The sequence below is a fragment of the Streptomyces sp. IMTB 2501 genome (assembly GCF_001953885.1).
Classification (GTDB): domain Bacteria; phylum Actinomycetota; class Actinomycetes; order Streptomycetales; family Streptomycetaceae; genus Streptomyces.
In genome coordinates, this window is sequence record NZ_MQUS01000024.1 from 113,325 (window position 1) to 135,867 (window position 22,543).

Annotated in this window: 21 protein-coding genes and 1 riboswitch; of the genes, 11 read left to right on the forward strand and 10 right to left on the reverse strand. The window is 71.1% G+C overall.

Annotated elements, in window-relative coordinates; genetic code table 11:
* Positions 1-131: 131 nt before the first annotated feature.
* Entirely contained in the window at positions 132-626 is a 495-nt protein-coding gene (locus AV521_RS33230) for a transglycosylase SLT domain-containing protein (RefSeq protein WP_076093740.1), read from the reverse strand.
* A 4-nt stretch (positions 627-630) separates the two neighbouring features.
* Positions 631-810: riboswitch (cyclic di-AMP (ydaO/yuaA leader) on the reverse strand.
* Positions 811-1,444: 634 nt separating this feature from the next.
* On the opposite strand from AV521_RS33230, the gene AV521_RS33235 reads away from it, so the two are divergent.
* The 4 genes from AV521_RS33235 (at position 1,445) to AV521_RS33250 (ending at position 6,129) form a co-directional block, all read left to right on the forward strand.
* Positions 1,445-2,455, forward strand: a complete 1,011-nt coding sequence (locus AV521_RS33235) for a polyprenyl synthetase family protein (protein ID WP_076093742.1) — start codon at positions 1,445-1,447, stop codon at positions 2,453-2,455.
* Positions 2,456-2,852: 397 nt separating this feature from the next.
* Entirely contained in the window at positions 2,853-4,067 is a 1,215-nt protein-coding gene (locus AV521_RS33240; protein ID WP_076093744.1) for a sigma-E factor regulatory protein RseB domain-containing protein, read from the forward strand.
* A gap of 75 nt (positions 4,068-4,142) precedes the next feature.
* Positions 4,143-5,207, forward strand: a complete 1,065-nt coding sequence (locus tag AV521_RS33245) for an ABC transporter ATP-binding protein (protein WP_256725771.1) — start codon at positions 4,143-4,145, stop codon at positions 5,205-5,207.
* On the forward strand, positions 5,194-6,129 hold the full coding sequence (locus AV521_RS33250) for an ABC transporter permease (protein WP_256725772.1): 936 nt from the start codon (positions 5,194-5,196) through the stop codon (positions 6,127-6,129). Before AV521_RS33245 ends, AV521_RS33250 begins: the two co-directional genes overlap by 14 nt.
* Positions 6,130-6,144: 15 nt before the next feature.
* Here the strand turns inward: AV521_RS33250 and AV521_RS33255 are convergent, their stop codons facing one another.
* Positions 6,145-6,732 (reverse strand): flavodoxin family protein, encoded by a 588-nt coding sequence (locus tag AV521_RS33255; RefSeq protein ID WP_076093746.1) that lies wholly within the window; start codon positions 6,730-6,732, stop codon positions 6,145-6,147.
* Positions 6,733-6,929: 197 nt separating this feature from the next.
* Here AV521_RS33255 and AV521_RS49600 point away from each other — a divergent pair, with 197 nt between their 5' ends.
* Positions 6,930-8,174 (forward strand): hypothetical protein, encoded by a 1,245-nt coding sequence (locus AV521_RS49600; protein ID WP_076093747.1) that lies wholly within the window; start codon positions 6,930-6,932, stop codon positions 8,172-8,174.
* Between the two features lie 25 nt (positions 8,175-8,199).
* On the opposite strand, the gene AV521_RS33265 is transcribed toward AV521_RS49600, so the two are convergent.
* From AV521_RS33265 to AV521_RS33275, 3 genes are all read right to left on the reverse strand, one after another.
* Positions 8,200-8,679, reverse strand: coding sequence for a VOC family protein (locus AV521_RS33265; protein WP_076093816.1), 480 nt, complete (start codon positions 8,677-8,679; stop codon positions 8,200-8,202).
* 138 nt (positions 8,680-8,817) lie between these two features.
* The gene (gene rarD / locus AV521_RS33270) at positions 8,818-9,837 is read right to left on the reverse strand and encodes an EamA family transporter RarD (protein WP_079249518.1); all 1,020 of its coding nucleotides are present in this window, start codon (positions 9,835-9,837) and stop codon (positions 8,818-8,820) included.
* Between the two features lie 109 nt (positions 9,838-9,946).
* On the reverse strand, positions 9,947-10,801 hold the full coding sequence (locus tag AV521_RS33275) for an SDR family oxidoreductase (RefSeq protein ID WP_076093749.1): 855 nt from the start codon (positions 10,799-10,801) through the stop codon (positions 9,947-9,949).
* A gap of 109 nt (positions 10,802-10,910) precedes the next feature.
* Here AV521_RS33275 and AV521_RS33280 point away from each other — a divergent pair, with 109 nt between their 5' ends.
* Positions 10,911-11,315 carry a helix-turn-helix domain-containing protein gene (locus tag AV521_RS33280; RefSeq protein WP_076093750.1) on the forward strand — a complete coding sequence of 135 codons (405 nt, stop codon included), beginning with the start codon at positions 10,911-10,913 and terminating at the stop codon, positions 11,313-11,315.
* A gap of 32 nt (positions 11,316-11,347) precedes the next feature.
* On the opposite strand, the gene AV521_RS33285 is transcribed toward AV521_RS33280, so the two are convergent.
* The 5 genes from AV521_RS33285 to AV521_RS33305 form a co-directional block, all read right to left on the reverse strand.
* On the reverse strand, positions 11,348-12,409 hold the full coding sequence (locus AV521_RS33285; protein WP_076093752.1) for a 2-oxoacid:ferredoxin oxidoreductase subunit beta: 1,062 nt from the start codon (positions 12,407-12,409) through the stop codon (positions 11,348-11,350).
* On the reverse strand, positions 12,402-14,330 hold the full coding sequence (locus AV521_RS33290) for a 2-oxoacid:acceptor oxidoreductase subunit alpha (protein WP_076093753.1): 1,929 nt from the start codon (positions 14,328-14,330) through the stop codon (positions 12,402-12,404). The genes AV521_RS33285 and AV521_RS33290 overlap by 8 nt, the downstream gene beginning before the upstream one ends.
* A 345-nt stretch (positions 14,331-14,675) precedes the next feature.
* Positions 14,676-15,335, reverse strand: coding sequence for a response regulator transcription factor (locus tag AV521_RS33295; protein WP_305965205.1), 660 nt, complete (start codon positions 15,333-15,335; stop codon positions 14,676-14,678).
* A 269-nt stretch (positions 15,336-15,604) separates the two neighbouring features.
* Complete coding sequence (locus AV521_RS33300; RefSeq protein ID WP_076093755.1) at positions 15,605-16,951, reverse strand: sensor histidine kinase; 1,347 nt, start codon at positions 16,949-16,951, stop codon at positions 15,605-15,607.
* A gap of 291 nt (positions 16,952-17,242) precedes the next feature.
* Complete coding sequence (locus tag AV521_RS33305) at positions 17,243-18,427, reverse strand: sensor domain-containing protein (RefSeq protein WP_076093757.1); 1,185 nt, start codon at positions 18,425-18,427, stop codon at positions 17,243-17,245.
* Between the two features lie 250 nt (positions 18,428-18,677).
* Here AV521_RS33305 and AV521_RS33310 point away from each other — a divergent pair, with 250 nt between their 5' ends.
* The 5 genes from AV521_RS33310 to AV521_RS33330 are packed head-to-tail and all read left to right on the forward strand — an operon-like array spanning position 18,678 to position 22,534.
* A complete protein-coding gene (locus AV521_RS33310) occupies positions 18,678-19,097 on the forward strand; it encodes an NADH-quinone oxidoreductase subunit A (protein WP_076093759.1) in 420 nt (139 codons plus the stop codon).
* Positions 19,088-19,690 (forward strand): NADH-quinone oxidoreductase subunit B, encoded by a 603-nt coding sequence (locus AV521_RS33315; RefSeq protein WP_076093760.1) that lies wholly within the window; start codon positions 19,088-19,090, stop codon positions 19,688-19,690. Before AV521_RS33310 ends, AV521_RS33315 begins: the two co-directional genes overlap by 10 nt.
* Entirely contained in the window at positions 19,687-21,018 is a 1,332-nt protein-coding gene (locus tag AV521_RS33320; protein ID WP_076093762.1) for an NADH-quinone oxidoreductase subunit C, read from the forward strand. The genes AV521_RS33315 and AV521_RS33320 overlap by 4 nt, the downstream gene beginning before the upstream one ends.
* Positions 21,015-21,983 (forward strand): complex I subunit 1 family protein, encoded by a 969-nt coding sequence (locus AV521_RS33325; protein ID WP_076093764.1) that lies wholly within the window; start codon positions 21,015-21,017, stop codon positions 21,981-21,983. The genes AV521_RS33320 and AV521_RS33325 overlap by 4 nt, the downstream gene beginning before the upstream one ends.
* The gene (locus AV521_RS33330) at positions 21,983-22,534 is read left to right on the forward strand and encodes an NADH-quinone oxidoreductase subunit I (protein ID WP_076093765.1); all 552 of its coding nucleotides are present in this window, start codon (positions 21,983-21,985) and stop codon (positions 22,532-22,534) included. Before AV521_RS33325 ends, AV521_RS33330 begins: the two co-directional genes overlap by 1 nt.
* The last annotated feature ends 9 nt before the right edge of the window (positions 22,535-22,543 follow it).

The window sequence follows — 22,543 nt, forward strand, 5'->3', positions numbered from 1 at the left end:
CCCTCGGTGCGCGACCGCCCGTGGCAGGTCCGGTGGATGCCCGGCGGCCGTCCGGCACGCCCCCGTCCGTCAGGTGCGGGTGCGTGCCGAACGGCCGGTGTCACTCCGGTCCGCCGGACGGGCGGGGGCTGTCAGTACGCGCTGTAGACGTTGTCGATCGACCCGTAGCGCGCGGCGGCGTAGTTGCAGGCCGCGGTGATGTTGGCGACCGGGTCGTAGAGGTCGAACGCCGTACCGGCCACGTGGTAGGCGTTGAAGGTCGGCTGGATGACCTGGAGCAGGCCCTTGGACGGGGTGCCCGCGGCGGCGTTGGAGTCCCAGTTGTTGATGGCCAGCGGGTTGCCGGAGGACTCGCGCATGATGTTGCGGTAAATGCCGTAGTAGCTGCCCGGGATGCCCTTGTGGGCCATGATCGCGAGCGACTCGCGGATCCAGCCGTCGAGGTTGTTCGGGTACCTGACGGGGGTGGTGGAGGCCACCTTGGCGGCCTTCGTGCCGGTGGCCGCGGAGGCACTGGTGGCGCCGATGAGCGGCACGGCGAGGACGGCGGCACCGGTGCCGACGGCGGCAAGGGCGCGGAAGAGACGGTTGGTCCGGGTACGGCGGTGCTGAGCGGAAGCAGGCATGGGGAAGTCCTCTCCGGCGCCTGCGAGGTGAGCTGTCGGGTTCGGGCGGGGAGGTGCCCGGCCGTGCCTCGGGAAAGGCACGGCTTCACCCCTAGCCGTTCCGGTGCGACGTGTGCCGACCGGTCCGGCGACTTACCTGGGTCCCCCGCTCCTGCCGTACGAATGGGGTCGTCGATGGGTTATGCGGGCGGCGGCAGGATTCGGCGTCCGCCCGGTGGCCGGGAACGTATGCGAGAGCACATGTCGGGAACAAGTACCAGATTCACAGAACGCACCATTTGACCTTGATCTGTGCCCTATGAGGTGCTTGATCCTTTGCGGTTGCCAATTCTCAACTCGTCGACGCGGCAAGGGGGGAGGGGTTTCGCGCGAGCGTAGGGATGCGGGTGGGTGTCAGTGACTCAACTCACGAAGTAGCAAAGTAAAGCAAATCGGACATAGGGGATTTGGGTGGTTCGGTTGGATGGTGGAGCCCATGGTGCGATGCCTGTCGTTGTCGTGGCGGTCGCGTCCGCGCGAAGGGTCGCAGGGGGAATCATGGCGGAGGGGTGTGCGGGAGGGTTGCGCGGAGGGGGTGCGCGTTACTCCGCTCGCCTCTTGGTTCGCGACAAAGCGGGCGGGTTCCTGTTAAGTCGATGAATGTCCGTTATTAGCACTTGATCAAAAACATACCGGTCATGATCTGATACCGCCTGGGCTGGACCGGTGGGCGCTATCGGTGATCGAAAGAGGACCGGATACGCTGACTTGAGTGATGGCAGCGACCTATCGACAAACCGTGTAATCGCCAGCAGACACCAGCAGACAGGAGACCCCTCGTGACCGTCGTCGGGCCGTTCGGGCTGAGCGTGCGGGACCAGGCTCTGGAAGCCGATGTCCAGGTCGGATTGGCGGCTGTCGAGGAAGGCTTGCTCGAGGCCACCAAGAGCGAGGTCCCGTTCATCACGGAGGCCGCGCAGCACCTCGTGCGAGCCGGTGGGAAGCGGTTCCGGCCGCTGCTCGTGATGCTCGCGGCCCAGTTCGGCGACCCCTACGCGCCGGGCATCGTGCCGTCCGCCGTGGTCGTGGAGCTGACCCATCTCGCCACGCTGTACCACGACGACGTCATGGACGAGGCTGCCGTGCGGCGCGGTGTGGACAGTGCCAACACCCGCTGGGGCAACTCCGTCGCGGTCCTCACCGGCGACTTTCTCTTCGCTCGCGCCTCCCAGATCCTCGCCGACCTCGGCCCCGAGGCGGTCCGGGTGCAGGCCCTCGCGTTCGAGCGGCTGGTCACGGGCCAGATCCTGGAGACCGCCGGCCCCTCGGACGGCCGCGACCCGGTCGAGCACTACCTGGACGTGCTCGGCGGCAAGACGGGCTCGCTGGTGGCGGTCTCGTGCCGGTTCGGCGCGATGATGTCGGGTGCCGACGAGACGGTCGTCGACGTGCTCACCCAGTACGGCGAGCGGCTCGGGGTCGCCTTCCAGCTCGCCGACGACGTCCTGGACATCGCCTCCGACTCGCACGAGTCCGGCAAGACTCCCGGTACCGACCTGCGCGAGGGCATCCCCACCCTGCCCGTGCTCCGGCTGCGCGAGCGGGCGGCCCGGCTCGGCCTGCCCGAGGACATCGCGCTGTGCGAACTCCTCGACTCCGACCTCAGCGACGACGCCCGGCACGCCGAGGCGCTGGCCGGGCTGCGCGCGCACCCCGCGCTGGAGCAGGCCCGCCGGGACACCGTCCGGTACGCGGAGGAAGCCCGCGCCGCGCTGGCGCCGCTCAGGGAATGCGACGCCAAGGCAGCGCTGATGGAGCTGTGCGACGCGGTGGTCCACCGCGCCGGCTGACGTCCGGCCGATCACCTCGGCCGACATGGTCGGCCGACCCCGGCTGACCGCAGCGGCTGATGCCCGGTCGGCCGTGTCGGCTCGCCCCCGGCCGGCCCTGGCCGGCTGCCGGCCGCCGTGTTCACGCCTCGCGGTGCGGCCGGTCGTACGGACCCGTGCGACCCCTTACAGCCCTGTCCGTTCCGGTGAGACCCTTACGGGTCGGGGGAGCGACTGCCCCTACGTGTCATACCGCAGTCGTACACGTAGTTGGCTCCGAGGTCTGACGCTTCCTCAAGGCTGATTTGATGGGATGGAAGCCACGGAAATCACCACCCCTCACCGATTCGGGTGAGAATGGCGGCTCTGGTGGACCAGCGTGAGGACAGCCGCCGCCGACGACGGAGGTAAGGCACACATGGCACCGTACGAATCCGACGACGCAGTGGACGCCGCGCAAGCGGACGCCGCTCGGGACGAGGACCCGCGCGCCGGACGCCGCAAGGCCGCCCGCTACGCGGTCCCGGTCGCGGTGGTGGGGGTGGCGGCGGCCACGATCGGGCTGGTCCCGGCGCTCGCCGCCTCCGGTAACCCGGACCTGCCCAAGATCACTGCCAAGCAGCTCATCGAGAAGATCGCCAAGTCGGACGTGCAGCAGCTGTCCGGCACCGTGCGAGTCAGCACCGACCTGGGCCTGCCCAACCTCGGGGGGCTGGAGAACAACCTGGCCTCCGGCGCCGCGAAGGGCTCCGGCGACGGCTCCTCCGCCGACCCGCAGTCGCAGCTCACCTCGCTCGTCTCCGGCACGCACACGCTGCGCGTCGCCGCCGACGGCCCGGAGAAGCAGAAGCTGTCGCTGCTGGAGAGCGGCTCCGAGTACAGCCTGATCCACAACGGCAAGGACGTGTGGGGGTACGACAGCAAGAGCAACGCGGTCTACCACTCCACTTCGGCCGACTCCGGCAAGGACCGCAAGGCCGAGCCCCCGGCCACGCCGAAGGACTTCGCCGACCAGGCGCTGAAGTCGGTGGACGACACCACGTCCGTCACCGTCGACGGCACCGAGCAGGTCGCCGGCCGCGACGCCTACAAACTGCTGATCAAGCCCCGGCAGTCCGGCACCACGGTCGGCGCGATCAGCATCGCCGTAGACGCGAAGACGGGCATGCCGCTGAAGTTCACGCTGACGCCGAAGAGCGGCGGCGCCGCCGTCCTCGACGCGGGCTTCACCCAGGTCTCCTTCGCCAAGCCGGCCGCGTCCGCCTTCAGCTTCACGCCGCCCAAGGGCGCGAAGGTGACGGAGGAGAAGCAGGACTCCGCGGCCCGGGAGCACGGGCGCGAGTCACGCGAGGGCTTCGCCAAGGGCATGAAGGGCACGGGCGTCCTCGGCAAGGGCTGGACGTCCATCGCGACCTTCGACACCGGTGCCAAGGGCGGCCTGCCGACCGGCTCCCAGGGCGGCGACCTCGGCGGCTTCGTCGGCTCGCTCGGCGAGAAGGTCTCCGGCAAGTTCGGCAAGGGCACGGTCTTCTCCACCCGCCTGGTCAACGCCCTGATCACCGACAACGGCAAGGTCTACGCCGGCACGGTGACCAAGGACGCCCTGGTGAAGGCGGCCGACGCGGGGAAGTGAGTGACCCCTTCCGGGCACGGCGGGACGTGATCGTACGTTGATCCTTCGGGGGCAGGACGAATCGAGGGGGAGCCGATGGACGAACCGTCCGCCACGGAGCGGGACGCGAGGGGCGCGGGGGAAGCGGGGGACGCCGAGCAGCGAGCCCCGGCTCCGGGCCGTGCGGAGGCGAGCGGCGCTGTCACCGCCCCGGAGCCGGGGCGGGTGCAGGACGGCGTCATCGTCACCCGTGGTCTCACCAAGCGCTACCGCGGCGGACAGCTCGCCGTCGACGGGCTCGACCTGACCGTCCCGGCGGGCAGCGTCTTCGGCTTCCTCGGTCCCAACGGCTCGGGCAAGACCACCACCATCCGCATGCTGATGGGCCTGATCGAACCGACGGCGGGCACGGCCCGCGTGCTGGGCCGCCCGATGCCCCGGGCGGCCCGTGCCGTACTGCCGCAGGTCGGCGCGCTCATCGAGGGCCCGGCCCTGTACGGGTTCCTCTCCGGCCGGGACAACCTGCTGCGCTACGACGCCGCCGACCCGACCGCCGACCCCCGCACCCGGCGCGCCCGCGTCGCCGCCGCCCTGGACCGGGTGGGTCTCGCGGCGGCAGCGGGCAAGAAGGCGAAGGCCTACTCGCTCGGCATGAAACAGCGCCTGGGCCTCGCCGCCGCGTTGCTCCAGCCGCGTCGGCTGCTCGTCCTGGACGAGCCCACCAACGGCCTCGACCCGCAGGGCATGCGTGAGATCCGTACCCTGATCCGGGAGTTGGCCGCCGACGGCACCACCGTCTTCCTCTCCTCCCACCTCCTCGACGAGATCGAGCAGGTGTGCACGCATGCGGCGGTGATGGCGCGGGGCCGGCTTCTTACGCAGGGCGCGGTGGCCGACCTGGCGGCCGGGGCGCGCGGCCGGCTGGTGGTGACCACCCCGGATCCGGCCGAGGCGGCCCGGGTGCTGAAGGAGCAGGGTGTCGGGGACGTCACCGTCGACGGCGACCGGGTCACCGGCGAACCGCCCGTGCGGGACCTCGCCGAGGTGAACGCGGCCCTGGTCGCGGCGGGGGTGCGGGTCCGGGGCTTCATGGTCGAACGGGCCTCGCTGGAGGACGCGTTCGTGGCGCTGACGGGGGAGGGCTTCGATGTCGCGGGCTGAGACGGCGGCCGGCGCAGAGACCGTTCCCGGATCCGAGCCGGTCGGCGGAGACAAGCCGGTCCCTGGATCCGCCGTCCGCCGGCCGAGTCCGTTGTGGACGTTCGGGCTGCTGCGCAGCGAGTTGGTCACGACCGTCCGGCGCTGGCGCACGCTCGCCCTGCTCGGTGTGCTGGCCGCGGTGCCGGTGCTGGTCGGGATCGCGGTGAAGATCCAGACACGGGGCGGCGGGACGGCGGACCACAGTGGCCAGGGCCCGGCCTTCATCTCACAGATCACCAACAACGGCCTGTTCCTGGTGTTCACGGCGCTGGCCGCGACCCTGCCGTTCTTCCTGCCGATGGCCGTCGGAGTGGTCGCGGGCGACGCCATCGCGGGTGAGGCGGGCGCGGGCACCCTGCGCTATCTGCTGGTCGCCCCGGCCGGCCGCACCCGGCTGCTGCTCACCAAGTACACGACGGTGATGGCCTTCTGCGTGCTGGCCACCCTGGTCGTCGCCGTCTCGGCGCTGCTCGTCGGCGCGCTGCTCTTCCCGCTGGGCGACCTCACGACCATCTCCGGTACCCGGATCAGCTTCACCGAGGGCCTCGGCCGGGCTCTGCTGATCGCCCTGGTGGTCGCCGCCTCACTGGTCGGCGTGGCGGCGCTCGGCCTGTTCGTGTCGACGCTCACGGGCAGCGGTATCGCGGCGATGGCGACCACCGTCGGCCTGCTCATAAGCGTGCAGATCCTCGACCAGATACCCCAGTTGCACGCGCTCCAGCCGTACCTCTTCTCGCACTACTGGCTGTCCTTCGCCGACCTGATGCGCGACCCCCTCTACTGGGACGACCTGGTGAAGAACCTCGGCCTCCAGGCGTTGTACGCGGCCGTGTTCGGATCTGCGGCCTGGGCGCGGTTCACGACGAAGGACATCAGCGCCTGACCCTTTCGGGCAGTCTCAGACGGCCTGGTGCGGGAAGCGGGCGAGGGGCGCGTCCTGTGCGAAGAACGTCTTCGCGCGGGCCAGTGCGACGGTGTCCTTCAGCACGTCGCCGCGGGCGCTGCCGTTGCCCAGCAGTACCCCGCCGAAGCGCATCCCCATGTAGGCGGCCGAGTTGTTGAGCGTGCCGGCGTAGGGGTCGGCGACCGACGGCTCGCTGTCGGCGAGCGCGGCGATGCCCCAGAGCGTGCGGCCGGCCAGGGTCGCCTTGAAGCCGAGACCGGGGATGCGCAGCCAGCCGGACCAGTGGTCCAGGTAGCGCTTGGTGAGGCTGGACACCGAGTACCAGTACAGCGGGGAGGCGATCACGATGTCCGTGGCCGCGAGCGTGGCGTCCAGCAGTCGACCGGTGGCGCTGTCCGAAGGCGGCCGGACATGGTCGCTGTCGTGCCGCAGGTCCATGAAGTCGGGCAGCGGATGCTCGGCCAGGCGGATCCAGCGTTGCTCGACGTCACCGGGCAGCTGTTCGGCCGCGGCGCGGGCCAGCAGTTCGGTGTTGCCCTCGGCACGGGCGCTGCCCAGGACGAAGAGGAAACGACGGCTCATGGGTCCCCCAGATGAGTACTGCCGCACGAGGATTAAAGGCATGCGCATCTTATGCATACGCAATCAATTTTGACCAGGGTGCGGCTGGTGCGAGGCTGTGACGCTGCGGTGACGCGGAAGCCGGGGCGAGCCGACACACTGGTGGGCAGGACGCGTACGACCGGATCGCGCGACGCCGGGGGAGTGAGGGAAAACCGATGTCTCGACTCAGCTTCGAGAAGAAGCGGGCGCAGCAGCCCGCGGCGTATCCGGCGGTGGTACCGGTCCGGGTGTTCGGCGCGGGAGGCGCGTCGGTGGGCGGGACGTCGGTGGTGGTGGCGCCGGGCGAGGAGATCCAGCAGGCCGTCCTCAACCACCTCCAGCGCCTGGCCATCAGCCTCGGCGCCCCGATACGCGCCACAATCCACGACGACGGCGCGGGCTGTGTGGTCCCCCTGGAGGTCTTCGCGGACGGCTCCAGCCGGATGACGGGGGAGCCGGTACGGGTGGCTTCACCGGAGGGCGCCCGGGAGGGCGTGCTGCGGGGCGTGAGCGCGGTGCCCTCGCCCGCGGGTGCGCGGGACGTTCCCCCGGCCGGCGACTCGGCACCCGTGCCGGCCGGTACCGTGCAGGCCCCGACGGGACAGTTCGGGCCCGCGCCGGTCATGCCGGCCAGGCAGGCGACGGCGCCCACCGCCGACGTCCGGGACCCCGAGCCGGCCTACGCGGCGCCCGTCCCGGCCCCCGCCCCGGTCCCTGTGTCCGCCTCCGTGGCCCCCGCCTTCGCCCCGCTCCCGAACTCGACGCCGGCCCCCATGGCCCCCGCCCCGCTCCCGAACTCGACGCCGGCTCCCATGGCCCCCGCCCCCGCCCTGTATCTCGAACCCGAGCCCATGCTCTCCGCTCCCGACCCCGGTCCGACTCACACCCCCGCGCGAGGCTTCGACGCCGTCGCCGAGGAGGTGCTCGGGGACGGGCCCGTGACCGAGACCGCGGAGGGTGCCGAGTTGCTCACCGAGCCGATGACGCGGATCAACGAGGCCGTGCGGGCCGGTCGTATCGAGGCGGCGGCGGAACTCGCCGACCATGCGGTCACCGAGGCGACCACCATGCTGGGCCCCCGCCATGCCGAGGTGCTGCACCTGCGTGAACTGGCCGCCTACATTGCCTACTTGGGAGGTGAGCCGGTCCGTGCCTTCCAGCTGTCCCTGGACCTGGCCCGGCTGCGCCGGCAGGCGCGGGACGCGGAGTCCGCCTACGGCAACGTGCGGAGCGCGGCGACCGCGTGGCGTGCCGTGCGCGACCCCGAGGAGGGCCTGCGGCTGGGCCGGGACCTGATCGAGCTGTGGACGGACCTCGCCACCGAGCCGGGCCCCGCCGCCGACGACCCGGGCCCGCTGGAGTCCGCCCGCGCCCGTATGGTCCGCCTGGCCGGCCGGGCGGCCCGCGCCGCACAGCCGTAACCGGTGGCATGGGCGGCGACGCGCCCTACTGCAGGCAGAATTCGTTGCCCTCCGGGTCCGTCAGCACGAGCCACTCCCCACCGGGCTCCTTGACCTCGCGCACGACCTGCGCGCCCAGTGTCCGAAGCCGGGCCAGTTCCGCCGCACGCCGCTCGGGGCCGGCGTGCAGATCCAGGTGGAGCCGGTTCTTGACCGTCTTCGGCTCCGGGACGCGCTGGAAGAGCAGGCGCCGGCCCAGTCCGGTGCCGGTCTGCGGGTCGTACGGGTCGTCGGGATGCCGTACGGCGATCAGGTCACGGAAGGCGGGGCGGCCGTGGTACTCGACCGTGGCCTCGCCGGGCAGCGCGCCTGCGGACAGCAGCCGTTCGACGAGGGCGCTGTTGTCCTCGGCCGTGTAGTGCAGCGCGGCGGCCCAGAAGTCGGCCTGTGCGTGGGGGTCGGCGGCGTCGATGACGAGCTTCCAGTGCAGCGGGGCGGGCGTGGGTTCGGGTGTCTGGGTGGTCATGGAGACCACATATAGCCGCCGCCCGTGCCGGACGCGCTGATTCCGCGTGGCCGCTCACTGCCCGTCGCCACGGCAAGAGGCCGGCTCACCCTCGCGCGGTGAGCGCGATGAGGAGCAGCCGTGACCGCCGGCTGCCGGCTACGGCCGCGCGGCCTCGGGGTCCGGCTCCGGCCCGCAAGGCGCGCTCTCCACGTTCTGTACGGCCCTGATCGCGCCGGTCGTCACGGTGGTGCTGGGCACTCCGGCCGTCCCGGCGAGCCTGCGGACGGCCCGGCGTGCGGCGCGCAGCGCGTCGCCCGTGAGCAGCAGCAGCGCCAGCCAGACCAGCGCGAACCCGGCCCAGCGCTCGGGCGGCATGGCCTCGTGGAAGTAGAGGATGCCGAGCAGGAACTGGAAGACGGGCGCCAGATACTGCAGCAGGCCCAGCGTGGACAGCGGCACGCGGATCGCCGCCGCGCCGAAGCAGACCAGCGGCAGTGCGGTGACGAGGCCGGTGGAGGCGAGCAGGGCGGCGTGTCCGGTCCCGTCGTTCAGGAAGCTGGCCTTCCCGTGCGCGCCGAGCCACAGCAGATAGCCGAGCGCGGGCAGGAACTGGATCGCGGTCTCGGCGGCCAGCGACTCGACACCGCCGAGGCCGACCTTCTTCTTGACCAGGCCGTAGGTGGCGAAGGAGAAGGCGAGGACCAGCGAGATCCACGGCGGCCGGCCGTAGCCGACGGTCAGGGTGACGACGGCGGCGAAGCCGGTCGCGACCGCCGCCCACTGCACGGGCCGCAGCCGCTCCTTCAGCAGCAGTACGCCCATCGCGATGGTCACCAGCGGGTTGATGAAGTAACCGAGGGAGGCCTCGACCACATGGCCGGAGTTCACGGCCCAGATGTAGACGCCCCAGTTCACCGAGATGACGGTGGCGGCCACGGCGACCAGCCCGAGCCGGCGCGGCTGACGCAGCAGCTCCCCGGCCCAGGCCCAGCGCCGTACGAAGAGCAGCGCCACGGCGACGACGCCGAGGGACCACACCATGCGGTGGGCGAGGATCTCCACCGCCCCGGCGGGCTTGAGCAGCGGCCAGAACAGGGGCACCAGGCCCCACATGCCGTAGGCGGCGAAGCCGTTGAGCAGGCCTATTCGGTGCTCACCCCTGGACGTCCCGGTCACCGGCCCTCCCTCTCACATCAGGCATGCGAGAACGAAGGTAGCGCCGAGCGCCCCGCCTGTCATGTGTGTATCGGCATACGGTCATGACAGGCCGGAGGGTTCGGAGGGATCAGCTCTTGAGCGCGGCGGTGACCGCCTCCGTCAGCGGCGTCGTCGGGCGGCCGGTCAGGCGCGACAGATCGCCGGAGGAGATCACCAGCTCGCCCTTCTCGATCGAGGCGTCCACGCCCGCCAGGGTCGTGGCCAGGGGGCCGGGAAGCCCGGCGCCGGTCAGGATGCCGGTGAAGGCCTCGGCGGAGACCGGGGTGTAGACGATCTCCTTACCGGTCTGCCGGCTCAGCTCGGCCGCGTACTCGGCGAAGCCGAACGCCTCGTCGCCGCCCAGCTCGTACGTCTGGTTCTCGTGGCCCGTGCCGGTCAGTACCGCGACCGCGGCGGCGGCGTAGTCGGCGCGGGAGGCGGCCGAGACCCGGCCGTCACCGGCGGCCTGGACGACCGCGCTGTGCTCCAGTACCGGGGCGAGGTTCTCGGTGTAGTTCTCGAAGTACCAGCCGTTGCGCAGCAGGGTGTAGGGCAGGCCGGAGGCGAGCAGTGCCGCCTCCGTCGCCCGGTGGTCGTCCGCGAGCGCGGCCGTGAGGCTGCCCGGCGCGCTGGTGTACGCGAGCAGCGCCACGCCGGCCGCCTTCGCGGCGTCGATGACGACCTGGTGCTGGGCCGGACGGCCCTTGTCGAACTCGTTGCCCGAGATCAGCAGGACCCTGTCGCCTGCGGCGAAGACGTCGTCGAAGGTCTCGGGCGCGTTGTAGTCGGCGATCGCGAGCTTCACCCCGCGGGCCGCGAGGCCGGCGGCCTTCTGCCCGTCGCGCACGACCGCGGTGATCTGCCCCGCCGGCACCTGCTCCAGCAGCTGCTCCACGACATGGCGGCCGAGGTGTCCGGTGGCTCCGGTGACGACGATGCTCATGGTTCAGAACTCCTTGTGGGGGTGCCGTATGGCCGTATCGCTGTATGACACTCACCCTAGGAGAGGCACTAACCAAGCGAAAGTACCCACTTTGAAGTAAGGTACTGGCATGGCAGTAAGCAAGAACGCGGCGGACGTCGAGGCCATGTGCCCCTACCGGCTCGTCCTGGAGCACGTCACCAGCCGCTGGGGTGTCCTCGTCCTCATCGCTCTGCTGGAGCGGCCGTACCGGTTCAGCGAGCTGCGCCGGGCGATCAACCTCGTCGGCGGGCGCGGCGTCAGCGAGAAGATGCTCACCCAGACCCTCCAGACCCTGGAGCGCGACGGCCTGGTCCACCGGGACGCCAAGCCGGTCATCCCGCCCCGCGTCGACTACTCGCTCACCGGCCTCGGCCGGGAGGCGGCGGAGCAGGTGCGCTCCCTCGCCCAGTGGACCCACGACCGCATGCCGGCGGTGGAGAAGGCGCGCCTGGCATACGACGAGGCCCGGGAAATCCAGTCCCGGGCCTCGTAGCCGAGCGAAGGCGTATGCGAGCGAAGGCGGTCTCAGCCGACGACCGTCCAGGTGTCGCCTCCCGCCAGCAGCGCGGCCAGGTCGCCCTTGCCCTTCTGCTCGATCGCGGTGTCCAGCTGCTCGGCCATCGCGGTGTCGTAGACGGGCCGTTCGACCGAGCGGAAGACTCCGATCGGGGTCTGGTGCAGGGTGTCGGGGTCGGCGAGCCGGGACAGCGCGAAGGCGGTGGTCGGGGACGCGGCGTGGGCGTCGTGGACCAGGATGTCCGCCTCGTTCTCCGGCGTCACGGTGACGGCCTCCAGGTCCCCGGTGGCCCGGTTGCGCACCACACCGCGCGCCCGGTCGGCGCCGAACCGGATCGGCTGCCCGTGCTCCAGCCGGATCAGTGCCTCCTCGGCCTGCTGCTTGTCCTTCAGGGCGTCGAAGGCGCCGTCGTTGAAGATGTTGCAGTTCTGGTAGATCTCGATCAGGGCCGTGCCCGGGTGGTCGGCGGCCGCGCGCAGCACCTCGGTCAGATGCTTGCGGTCGGAGTCGATGGTGCGGGCGACGAAGGACGCCTCCGCGCCGATCGCCAGCGACACCGGGTTGAACGGCGCGTCCAGCGAGCCCATCGGGGTCGACTTGGTGATCTTGCCGAGCTCGGAGGTCGGCGAGTACTGGCCCTTCGTCAGGCCGTAGATCCGGTTGTTGAACAGCAGGATCTTCAGGTTGACGTTGCGGCGCAGCGCGTGGATCAGGTGGTTGCCGCCGATGGACAGCGCGTCGCCGTCACCGGTGACCACCCACACCGACAGGTCCCGCCTGCTGGTGGCGAGGCCGGTGGCGATGGCCGGGGCGCGGCCGTGGATGGAGTGCATCCCGTACGTGTTCATGTAGTACGGGAAGCGGGAGGAGCAGCCGATGCCGGAGACGAAGACGATGTTCTCCTTGGCCAGCCCCAGCTCCGGCATGAAGCCCTGGACGGCGGCGAGGATCGCGTAGTCACCGCAGCCGGGGCACCAGCGCACCTCCTGGTCCGACTTGAAGTCCTTCATCGACTGCTTGGCCTCGGCCTTGGGGACCAGCTGCAGCAGCCCGTTGCCGGTGTCAGTCATCGATGGCCTCCTTCAGCGCCGCGGCGAGCTGTTCCGCCTTGAACGGCATGCCGTTGACCTGGTTGTAGGAGTGGGCGTCGACCAGGTACTTCGCCCGGATCAGGGTGGCGAGCTGCCCGAGGTTCATCTCGGGGATCACCACCTTGTCGTACGACGTGACCACCGCTTGGAGATTGCCCGGGAACGGGTTGAGGTGGCGCAGATGGGCCTGTGCGATCGACTCGCCGGCGCGGCGCAGCCGCCGTACCGCCGCCGTGATCGGTCCGTACGTCGAGCCCCAGCCCAGCACCAGCGTCTTCGCGCCGTCCGGGTCGTCGACCTCCAGGTCCGGGACCTCGATCCCGTCGACCTTGGCCTGCCGGGTGCGGACCATGAAGTCGTGGTTCGCGGGGTCGTAGGAGATGTTGCCGGTGCCGTCCTGCTTCTCGATGCCGCCGATACGGTGCTCCAGACCCGGCGTGCCCGGGATCGCCCACGGCCGGGCGAGGGTCTGCGGATCCCGCTTGTACGGCCAGAAGACCTCGGTGCCGTCCTCCAGCGCGTGGTTCGCGGCGGAGGCGAACTGCACGCGCAGATCCGGCAGCTCGTCCAGGTCCGGGATCCGCCACGGCTCGGAGCCGTTGGCCAGATAGCCGTCGGAGAGCAGCATCACCGGCGTGCGGTACGTCAGCGCGATCCGCGCCGCCTCCAGAGCGGCCTCGAAGCAGTCCGCCGGGGTCCGCGGCGCGACGATCGGCACCGGCGCCTCGCCGTTGCGGCCGAACATCGCCTGCAGCAGATCCGCCTGCTCGGTCTTGGTCGGCAGACCCGTGGACGGGCCGCCGCGCTGGATGTCGACGACCAGCAGCGGCAGCTCCAGGGAGACGGCGAGGCCGATCGTCTCGCTCTTCAGAGCCACACCGGGACCGGACGTCGTGGTCACCGCGAGCGAGCCGCCGAACGCCGCGCCCAGCGCCGCGCCGATGCCCGCGATCTCGTCCTCCGCCTGGAAGGTGCGCACACCGAAGTTCTTGTGCTTGCTCAGCTCGTGCAGGATGTCCGAGGCCGGCGTGATCGGGTACGAGCCCAGGAACAGCGGCAGGTCCGCCTGCTGGGAGGCGCTGATCAGGCCGTAGGCCAGGGCGAGGTTGCCGGAGATGTTGCGGTAGGTGCCCACGGGGAAGGCCTGGGCGGCCGGGGCTACCTCGTAGGAGACCGCGAAGTCCTCCGTCGTCTCGCCGAAGTTCCAGCCGGCGCGGAACGCGGCGATGTTCGCCGCCATGATCTCCGGCTTCTTCGCGAACTTCGACTTCAGGAACTTCTCGGTGCCCTCGGTGGGCCGGTGGTACATCCACGACAGCAGACCCAGCGCGAACATGTTCTTGCTGCGCTCGGCCTCCTTGCGGGAGAGGTCGAACTCCTTCAGCGCCTCCACCGTGAGGGTGGTCAGCGGCACCGGGTGGAGGTGGTAGCCGTCCAGCGAGCCGTCCTCCAGCGGGGAGGCGGCGTAGCCGACCTTCTGCAGGGCGCGCTTGGTGAACTCGTCCGTGTTGACGATGATCTCGGCGCCGCGCGGCAGATCTCCGACGTTCGCCTTCAGCGCGGCCGGGTTCATCGCGACGAGCACGTTCGGCGCGTCGCCCGGGGTGAGGATGTCGTGATCGGCGAAGTGGAGCTGGAAGCTGGAGACGCCGGGCAGGGTGCCGGCGGGCGCGCGGATCTCGGCGGGGAAGTTCGGAAGGGTGGAGAGGTCGTTGCCGAAGGACGCGGTCTCCGAGGTGAACCGGTCACCGGTGAGCTGCATACCGTCACCCGAGTCCCCCGCGAACCGGATGATGACCCGGTCCAGACGCCGCACGTCCTTCGCGCCGCCCGGTGTGCGCTGCTCTCCCACGACGGTTCCGTCGGCCTGCTCCGTTGGGCTGCTGACCTGGCTGGTCACTGAACTGGACCTCCTTCGAGGCGGCTGTCCGGGGCGTGGTCGTCCCACGGACCATCCCAGGATCAACACTACGTCGGTTAGGGTCGCCTTCCCGAGGCGATCCGCAGATTGGTCGACATTTCGAGTCGGCCTGTAGCGCTATCGAGGCGGCACTGAGCGCTGATTTCGAGTCGGCCTTGAGCACTGACGCGCCATAACGTCCTTCCCCCGTCGCCTCCTCCGGTCTTCCACCTCGGTATCCGGCTTCCCACAGAAGCCGGACGGTCTGACGCGTTGCTGACAGCGTGTGCTGACAGCGTGCGGACAGAGCGTGCGGGCGGATTGCGCTGATCGAGTGTCGTTCGCTCAGGAGTTCAGGTAAGTGAGCACGGCCAGAACGCGCCGGTGATCACCATCGCTCGGGGCCAGGCCGAGCTTCAGGAAGATGTTGCTGACGTGCTTCTCCACCGCCCCGTCGCTGACCACCAGCTGCCGGGCGATCGCCGAGTTCGTCCGTCCCTCGGCCATCAGCCCGAGCACCTCGCGCTCGCGCGGGGTCAGCCCCGCGAGCACGTCCTGCTTGCGGCTGCGCCCGAGCAACTGTGCGACGACCTCCGGGTCCAGCGCCGTACCGCCCTCGGCCACCCGAACCACCGCGTCCACGAACTCGCGCACCTCGGCGACCCGGTCCTTGAGCAGATAGCCCACACCCCGGCTGGAACCGGCCAGCAGCTCGGTGGCGTAGCGCTCCTCCACGTACTGCGACAGCACCAGCACCCCGAGCCCCGGATGCGCCTTCCGCAGCCGTACGGCCGCCCGTACGCCCTCGTCGGTGTGCGTCGGCGGCATCCGTACGTCCGCCACGACCACGTCGGGCAGCGTGCCCTGTGCGTCCAGATCGGCGACGGTCTTCACCAGCGCCTCCGCGTCGCCGACACCGGCCACGACATCGTGCCCGCGGTCGGTCAGCAGCCGGGTCAGGCCCTCTCTGAGCAGCACTGAATCCTCGGCGATGACCACCCGCACCCTGTCCTTCACGATCTCCTGGCCCCCCAAGCCCGATCCCGCTCTCCGACGACGGTCGTCGGTACGCCGGTACGCCGTACGAAGGTCCAGCATTCCAGCATTCGGTCCGTGCCGCCGCCCCACCAGAACAATCCCCCCGCCGGGGGAGGGCGGGGGGACCGGCGGTGTCGCCGTGAGTGACGAGTGCATGACGAATGAGTGACGGGTGACGGGTGACGGGTGATGGGTGACGGGGGGCCGGGGACTGCCGACGCGTGCTGTCCCGGGTTTCAGGCGGCACGCCAGGGCAGTTCCGCGATCACCCGGGTGGGGCCGCCCGTGGGGGAGTCCACGACGAGGACGCCGTCCACCGCGTCGAGACGGCCGCCGAGGCCCGCCAGGCCCGAGCCGCGGGAGACGTCCGCGCCGCCCACCCCGTCGTCGATCACCTGCAGCATCAGCCGGTCCTCCGAGCGCCAGACGTCCACCGACGCGGACCGGGCCCGGCTGTGCTTGCTGATGTTCTGCAGCAGTTCGGAGACCGTGAAGTAGGCGATGCCCTCGATGGCCTGCGCCGGGCGGGCCGGCAGATCGACCTCGACCCGCACCGGGACCGTGCAGCGGGAGGCGACCGCGGACAGGGCCGCGTCCAGACCGCGGTCGGTCAGCACGGCCGGATGGATGCCACGGGCGAGGTCGCGCAGCTCCTGCAGCGCCGTCTTCACCTCGCCGTGCGCCTCCTCCACCATCTGCGCCGCCGCGCGCGGATCCTCCTGGAGCTTCTCCTTCGCCAGCCCCAGGTCCATGGCTAGGTTGACCAGCCGGGCCTGTGCCCCGTCGTGCAGGTCCCGCTCGATGCGCCGCAGATCGGCGGCGGCCGTGTCGACCACGACCCCCCGGTCCGACTCCAGCTCCACCACCCGCGCCGACAGCGGCGACGGCCCCAGCAGCCCCCGGACCAGCAGCCCGTCCACCGTCGTCAGGGCCCGTACGATCCACGGCACAGCCAGCGTGAACAGCAGCCCGACCAGCGCGGTCACCGTGATCTCGAACGGGTTGTCCAGATAGACGCTGTGGTGCTCGTCGCCGTACAGCTGCAGCCCGCCCTGGCCGGCGTACGCCGGGAAGACCCAGAACCACAGCGGGTAGGTCAGCAGAGTCCAGCCAGTCGTCCACAGGCTCACCGCCACCGAGAACGAGAACACCGCCCACGGGAACTGCAGCAGCGCGTACAGCGCGTTGCGCCAGGAGGTGCCGCTCTTGAGCACCGCGCCGATCCAGGCCAGCGCGCCCGGCCCGCGCACCCGCAGCGGCTCCGGCTCGGCCACGTCCAGCCGGAGCAGCCCGCGCGCCCGCGCCCGCTCCAGCGCGCCGAAGCCCCGGCAGCCGGCGAGCGCCGCCGCGAGCACCGGGACGCCGATGAAGGTCACCAGCAGACCGGCGCCGAGCGACACCATGGTCACCGTCCAGGTGAACAGCACGATGGCCAATGGCAGGCTCAACAGGACATAGCCGAACTCGCGCCAGCTGCGCGCCTCGAAGGGCGCCCGCAGCGCGGCGGGCAGCCGGTGTCCGGTTCCGGTGGACCCGCCGTCCTCCCGCCCGTACCCGTACCCCTGTCCGTACTCCGTGGCCATCGATCTCGTCCCGTTCTCGTCGTCCGTGCGGCGGTTCAGCCGCGTTTCCAGAGTCGTGCGCCGTGGGGCTGCCGGGCCATGGAGGCCGTCGGCGTGTTGGGGCGGGGGTTTTCCCCACCTCGGCCTCCGGCGGATTGGCCGTTGTCCAGTGCCCGGTGTCTTTCCGGTGCCGTTGGTCGCGGTCGCCGCGGGGGTTCTGCAGTTGGTCTCCCGCGGGTGCGGCCTGGCCGGTCGCGCAGTTCCCCGCGCCCTGGGGGTTGCAGCCGCCGCACCCGCATGGGGAGCCGCTGGCTACTCCGTACGGTCTCGCCACGGGAGCTCGGCTGTGATCACCGTCGGGCCGCCCGGCGGCGAGTCGAGTACGAAGAGGCCGTCCACCGCGCCCAGTCGCCCGGCCAGGCCCCGCATGCCCGTGCCGGCCTCCAGGCGGGCGCCGCCGCGGCCGTCGTCCTGGACCTGGATGAGCAGCCGGTTCTCCGTGCGCCAGACGTCCACCGACGCGGACCGGGCCCGGCTGTGCTTGCTGATGTTCTGCAGCAGTTCGGAGACCGTGAAGTAGGCGATGCCCTCGATGGCCGGCGCCGGGCGGTCCGGCAGGTCCACGGTGACGTTCACCGGGACCGTGCAGCGCGAGGCGACCGAGGACAGAGCCGCGTCCAGTCCCCGGTCCGTGAGCACGGCCGGATGGATGCCGCGGGCGAGGTCGCGCAGCTCCTGCAGGGCCAGCTTCACCTCGCCGTGCGCCTCCTCCACCATCGCCGCCGCCGAGTCCGGGTCCTCCAGCAGCTTCTCCTTGGCCAGACCGAGCCCCATGGCGAGGTTGACCAGCCGGGCCTGTGCCCCGTCGTGCAGATCCCGCTCGATGCGCCGCAGATCGGCGGCGGCCGTGTCGACCACGACCCCCCGGTCCGACTCCAGCTCGGCGATACGCCGTTCCAGCTCGTCCGAGGGCGACAGCAGCCCGCACACCATGAAGCGGTCCACGTTGGCGAGGCCCCGCGCCAGATACGGCAGCACCGGCCACAGCACGATCAGCGAGGTCAGCACCGTGCAGAAGGTGACGACGCCCCAGGGCAGCCGGATGACGTCGTACAGCAGCGTCCGCCAGCCCACCGGGTCCTTCAGCGCCATCCACAGCCGCTGAACGGGCCCGCCGCTCTTCGCGAGCGGCAGCGGTGTCGGCTCCTCCACCCGCACCCCGAGCAGCCACCGGGCGCGGGCCCGCTCCAGCTTCCCCAGCTGCCTTGCGCCCAGCAGACTGAACGCGAGCAGCGGGAGACCGACGACGGTGATCGTCAGGGCCCCGCCGACGGACAGCGCGGTGATCGCGTAGACGAAGCCGAACACTGTCACCGGCAGGTTCAGCAGGAGATACAGGATCTCCTTCCATGTGTGCGCGTCGTACGCCGGCCGGGTCGGCGGCAGCCGGTCGGTGCCGTCCGCCCGCCCGGCGACGGAGCTGCTGGTAGCGGTCATACCGGTCAGCCTGCCGTGCCCGGCGCCCTGAGCGCCATGCGGTACGCCGCCCTCCGCCGACGGGGGAAAACCCCACCCCCGGGCTCGTCACCTGTCTCACGCGGTGACGGGCTGCTTACCAGTTCTTTATCAGGGCCTAGACTCCCGTGCGTACAGATCGTCGAATCACGGTGCGTCAACCGAACCACGGCGCATCTCAGGGTTCACGGTTCACCAGGGTCACGAGGTCAGGGAGCGAGGTCGGACGACGGTGCGGGAGACGTTGGGGGACTCGACGGCCGCCGCGGCGCGGGTCGTCGCGGCCGGATACTTCCGGTCGTACTCGGTGGTGGGCCTGCTCGCTCTCATCGGCGTGCTGTTCGTCGCGGTCGCCTTCGGCGCCGGCCGCCTGCTGCGCCCGGTCGTACCGACCCCCGAGAAACTCCTGACCTACGAGTGCGGCGTCGACCCCGTCGGCGAGGGCTGGGCCCACACCCAGGTCCGCTACTACGTCTACGCCTTCCTCTACGTGATCTTCGCCGTCGACTCGATCTTCCTCTTCCCCTGGGCGACGGTCTTCGCCGCACCTGGCTACGGCGCCACGACCCTGGTGGAGATGTTCGTCTTCCTCGGCTTCCTCGCCGTAGGCCTGCTGTACGCATACAAGAAGGGCGTCCTGGCATGGACGTGACCCCGGATTCCGTTTACCTGCCGGAGCCCAGGCGGCTCGGAGCCCTGTCCCGCCTGGCCCCCGAGCCGATGAAGGTGGTCCTGAACTGGGGCCGCCGCTACTCGCTCTGGGTCTTCAACTTCGGCCTCGCCTGCTGCGCGATCGAGTTCATCGCCGCGTCGATGGCCCGGCATGACTTCATCCGCCTCGGCGTGATCCCGTTCGCACCCGGGCCCCGCCAGGCCGACCTGATGGTGGTCTCGGGCACGGTCACGGACAAGATGGCCCCGGCCGTGAAGCGGCTCTACGAGCAGATGCCCGAGCCGAAGTACGTCATCTCCTTCGGCGCCTGCTCCAACTGCGGCGGCCCCTACTGGGACTCCTACTCCGTCACCAAGGGCGTCGACCAGATCATCCCGGTGGACGTGTACGTCCCCGGCTGCCCGCCGCGCCCGGAGGCGCTGCTCCAGGGCATCCTCAAGCTCCAGGAGAAGATCGCCCGCGAGTCCCTGGGGGAGCGGTACGGCGACTTCCGCCCGTCGGCAGCCGCGCTGACCAGCGACCTGGTGAAGCCCCCGGTCCCGGCTACTGCCCCCGAGGGGGAGGCCCGATGAGCACGGTCGGCTGGCTCCCCGCCCCGGTCGAGGACCTCTTCGGTACGGACGCCACGGCCGAGGAGTCGTACGACCTCCTGACCGTGGACGTACCGCCGTCCTCCTGGCTGACCGCACTGGAGACGGCCCGTACGACCCTGGGCTGCACCTACTTCGACTGGCTCAGCGCGGTCGACGAACCGGGCGCGGGCTTCCGCGTCTCCGCCCATGTCGTCGCCCTGCACCCGGTCCGCCGCCTCCTCGTCCGTACGACCGTCCCGCACGAGGCGCCGACGCTGCCCTCCGCCGTCGGCGTCTACGCGGGCGCCGCCTGGCACGAGCGCGAGACCCACGAGATGTTCGGCGTCCGCTTCGAGGGCCACCCGTCGCTGGAGCACCTCCTCCTCCCTGAGAACTTCGAAGGCCATCCGCTGCGCAAGGACTTCGTCCTCGCCGCCCGCGTCGCCAAGGCCTGGCCCGGCGCGAAGGAGCCCGGCGAATCCGAACACGGCGGCCCCAAGCGGCGCCAGATGCTGCCCCCGGGCGTCCCGGACCCCAACGAGTGGGGCCCCCTGAAGGGCCAGCTCCCGCCCGCCCCGGCCCGCGCGGCCGGGGAGCGCCCGGTACGGCGCACCCGTACGGCGGCGGAGGGCTCGGCGAGCCAGCCGACACCGGCGGCCGGAGAGGCCGTTCCGGGGGCCGCGACTCCCGGTGCCGGTGCGGACGCGGGCGCCGCCGCTGGAGCCGGTGCCCAGCCGCGCCGGATGCGGAGCGCGAGCCAGGGCTCGGTGAGCCGGACGGGGGCGCAGCCTGCGGCCGAGGGGGAGGCTGGACAGGCGCCGCCGCAGGGTGCGCCCGCCCCGCCCGGCCCGCGCCGCGTGCGCAGCGCCTCGGAGGGCTCGACCTCACAACGGGCCGAGGCCCAGCCGCCAAGGCCGGAGCAGGAGCAGCCGCCTGCACCAGCGCAGGAGCCCGCACCGGCGGAGCCGGAGGGCACGGCCCGCCGCAGCACCGCCCCCCGCAGCTCCGACGCTCCGTGGCACCACGCCCGACCGGCCTTCGACGAGCCGAAGCCGACACCGGAGCCCGAACAGGCACGAGAGCCGGAATCGGCACCGGAGCCCGAATCGGCACCGGTACCAGAGCCCGAACCGCCATCAGCACCGGAACCGGCACCGGAGCCGGAGCCCGCGCCCGAGGCGAAGCCGGAGCCTGGACCGCGGCGCGAGCAACCTGAGCCGAAGCCCGAACCCGAACCCGGACCCGAGCGGCCGGAGCCGCAGAGCGGGCAAGCCGAACCGCCCGTCCCCGAAACCCCCGACGACGACCCCACAGGAGGCCCGCAGTGAACGGCGCGCTGGACGTCGCTCTGCGACTCCTGGTCGTGTTCGTCGTCTTCCTCACTTTCCCGCTGATCGTCGGCCAGACCGAGCACAAGGTGATGGCCCATATGCAGGGCCGCCTCGGCCCGATGTACGCGGGTGGCTTCCACGGCTGGGCCCAGCTCATCGCCGACGGTGTGAAGTTCGCGCAGAAGGAGGACGTGGTCCCGGCCGGCGCCGACCGCCGCGTCTTCCAACTCGCCCCCGCCGTCGCCCTGCTGCCGTACCTCCTTGTCCTGCTCGCCATCCCGATCGGCCCGAGCGAGGGCGCCGTCGGCCAGGTCCTGGACGCTGGCGTGTTCTTCGTGCTCGCGGTGATGGGCGTCGGCGTGCTCGGCTCGCTCATGGCCGGCTGGGCCAGCGCGAACAAGTTCTCCCTGCTCGGCGGTCTGCGCACAGCCGCCCAACTGCTCGCCTACGAACTCCCGATGCTGCTCGCCGCGGCCTCGGTCGCCATGGCCGCGGGAACGGTCTCCCTGCCCGGGATCCTGCACTCCTTCCACTGGTGGTGGGTGCCCTGGCAGATCGTCGGCGCGGTCGTCTTCTTCGTCGCCGGACTCGCCGAACTGCAGCGCCCGCCGTTCGACATGCCCGTCGCCGACTCGGAGATCATCTTCGGCGCGTACACCGAGTACACGGGCCTGCGGTTCGCACTCTTCCTCCTCGCCGAGTACGCCGGCATCGTCGTCCTGTGCGGCCTGACCACCGTCCTCTTCCTGGGCGGCTGGCACGGACCCTGGGGCGCAGACGGCCTCGGCTGGCTGTGGACCCTGCTGAAGACCGCGATCCTGGCCTTCCTCGTCATCTGGCTCCGCGTCACCTACCCGCGGCTGCGCGAGGACCAGCTCCAGAAGCTCTCCTGGACCCTCCTCGTCCCCCTCTCCCTCGCCCAGATCGCCCTCACCGGCATCGTCAAGGTGGTGATCTCGTAGTGGCCCCCATCCCTGGTGCCGGACTCGCCAAGGGCCTGGCCGTCACCCTGCGCACGATGACCAGGAAGTCGGTCACGGAGCAGTACCCGGAAGCCCAGCCCGAACTGCCGCCCCGCACCCGCGGGGTGATCGGCCTGTTCGAGGAGAACTGCACGGTCTGCATGCTCTGCGCCCGTGAGTGCCCGGACTGGTGCATCTACATCGACTCCCACAAGGAGACGGTCCCGCCGGCCGCCCCCGGTGGCCGCGAGCGCAGCCGCAACGTCCTCGACCGGTTCGCCATCGATTTCTCCCTGTGCATGTACTGCGGTATCTGCATCGAGGTCTGTCCTTTCGACGCGCTGTTCTGGTCCCCGGAGTTCGAGTACGCCGAGACCGACATCCGTGACCTCACCCACGAGCGGGACAAGCTCCGCGAGTGGATGTGGACCGTCCCGGCCCCGCCGGCCCTGGATCCCGCCGCCGAGGAGCCGAAGGAGATCGCCGCTGCCCGCAAGACCGCCGAGAAGCTGGCGGCCGCGCAGGCCGAGCCGGGGGAGGGTGACGCGTGAGACTCGCCT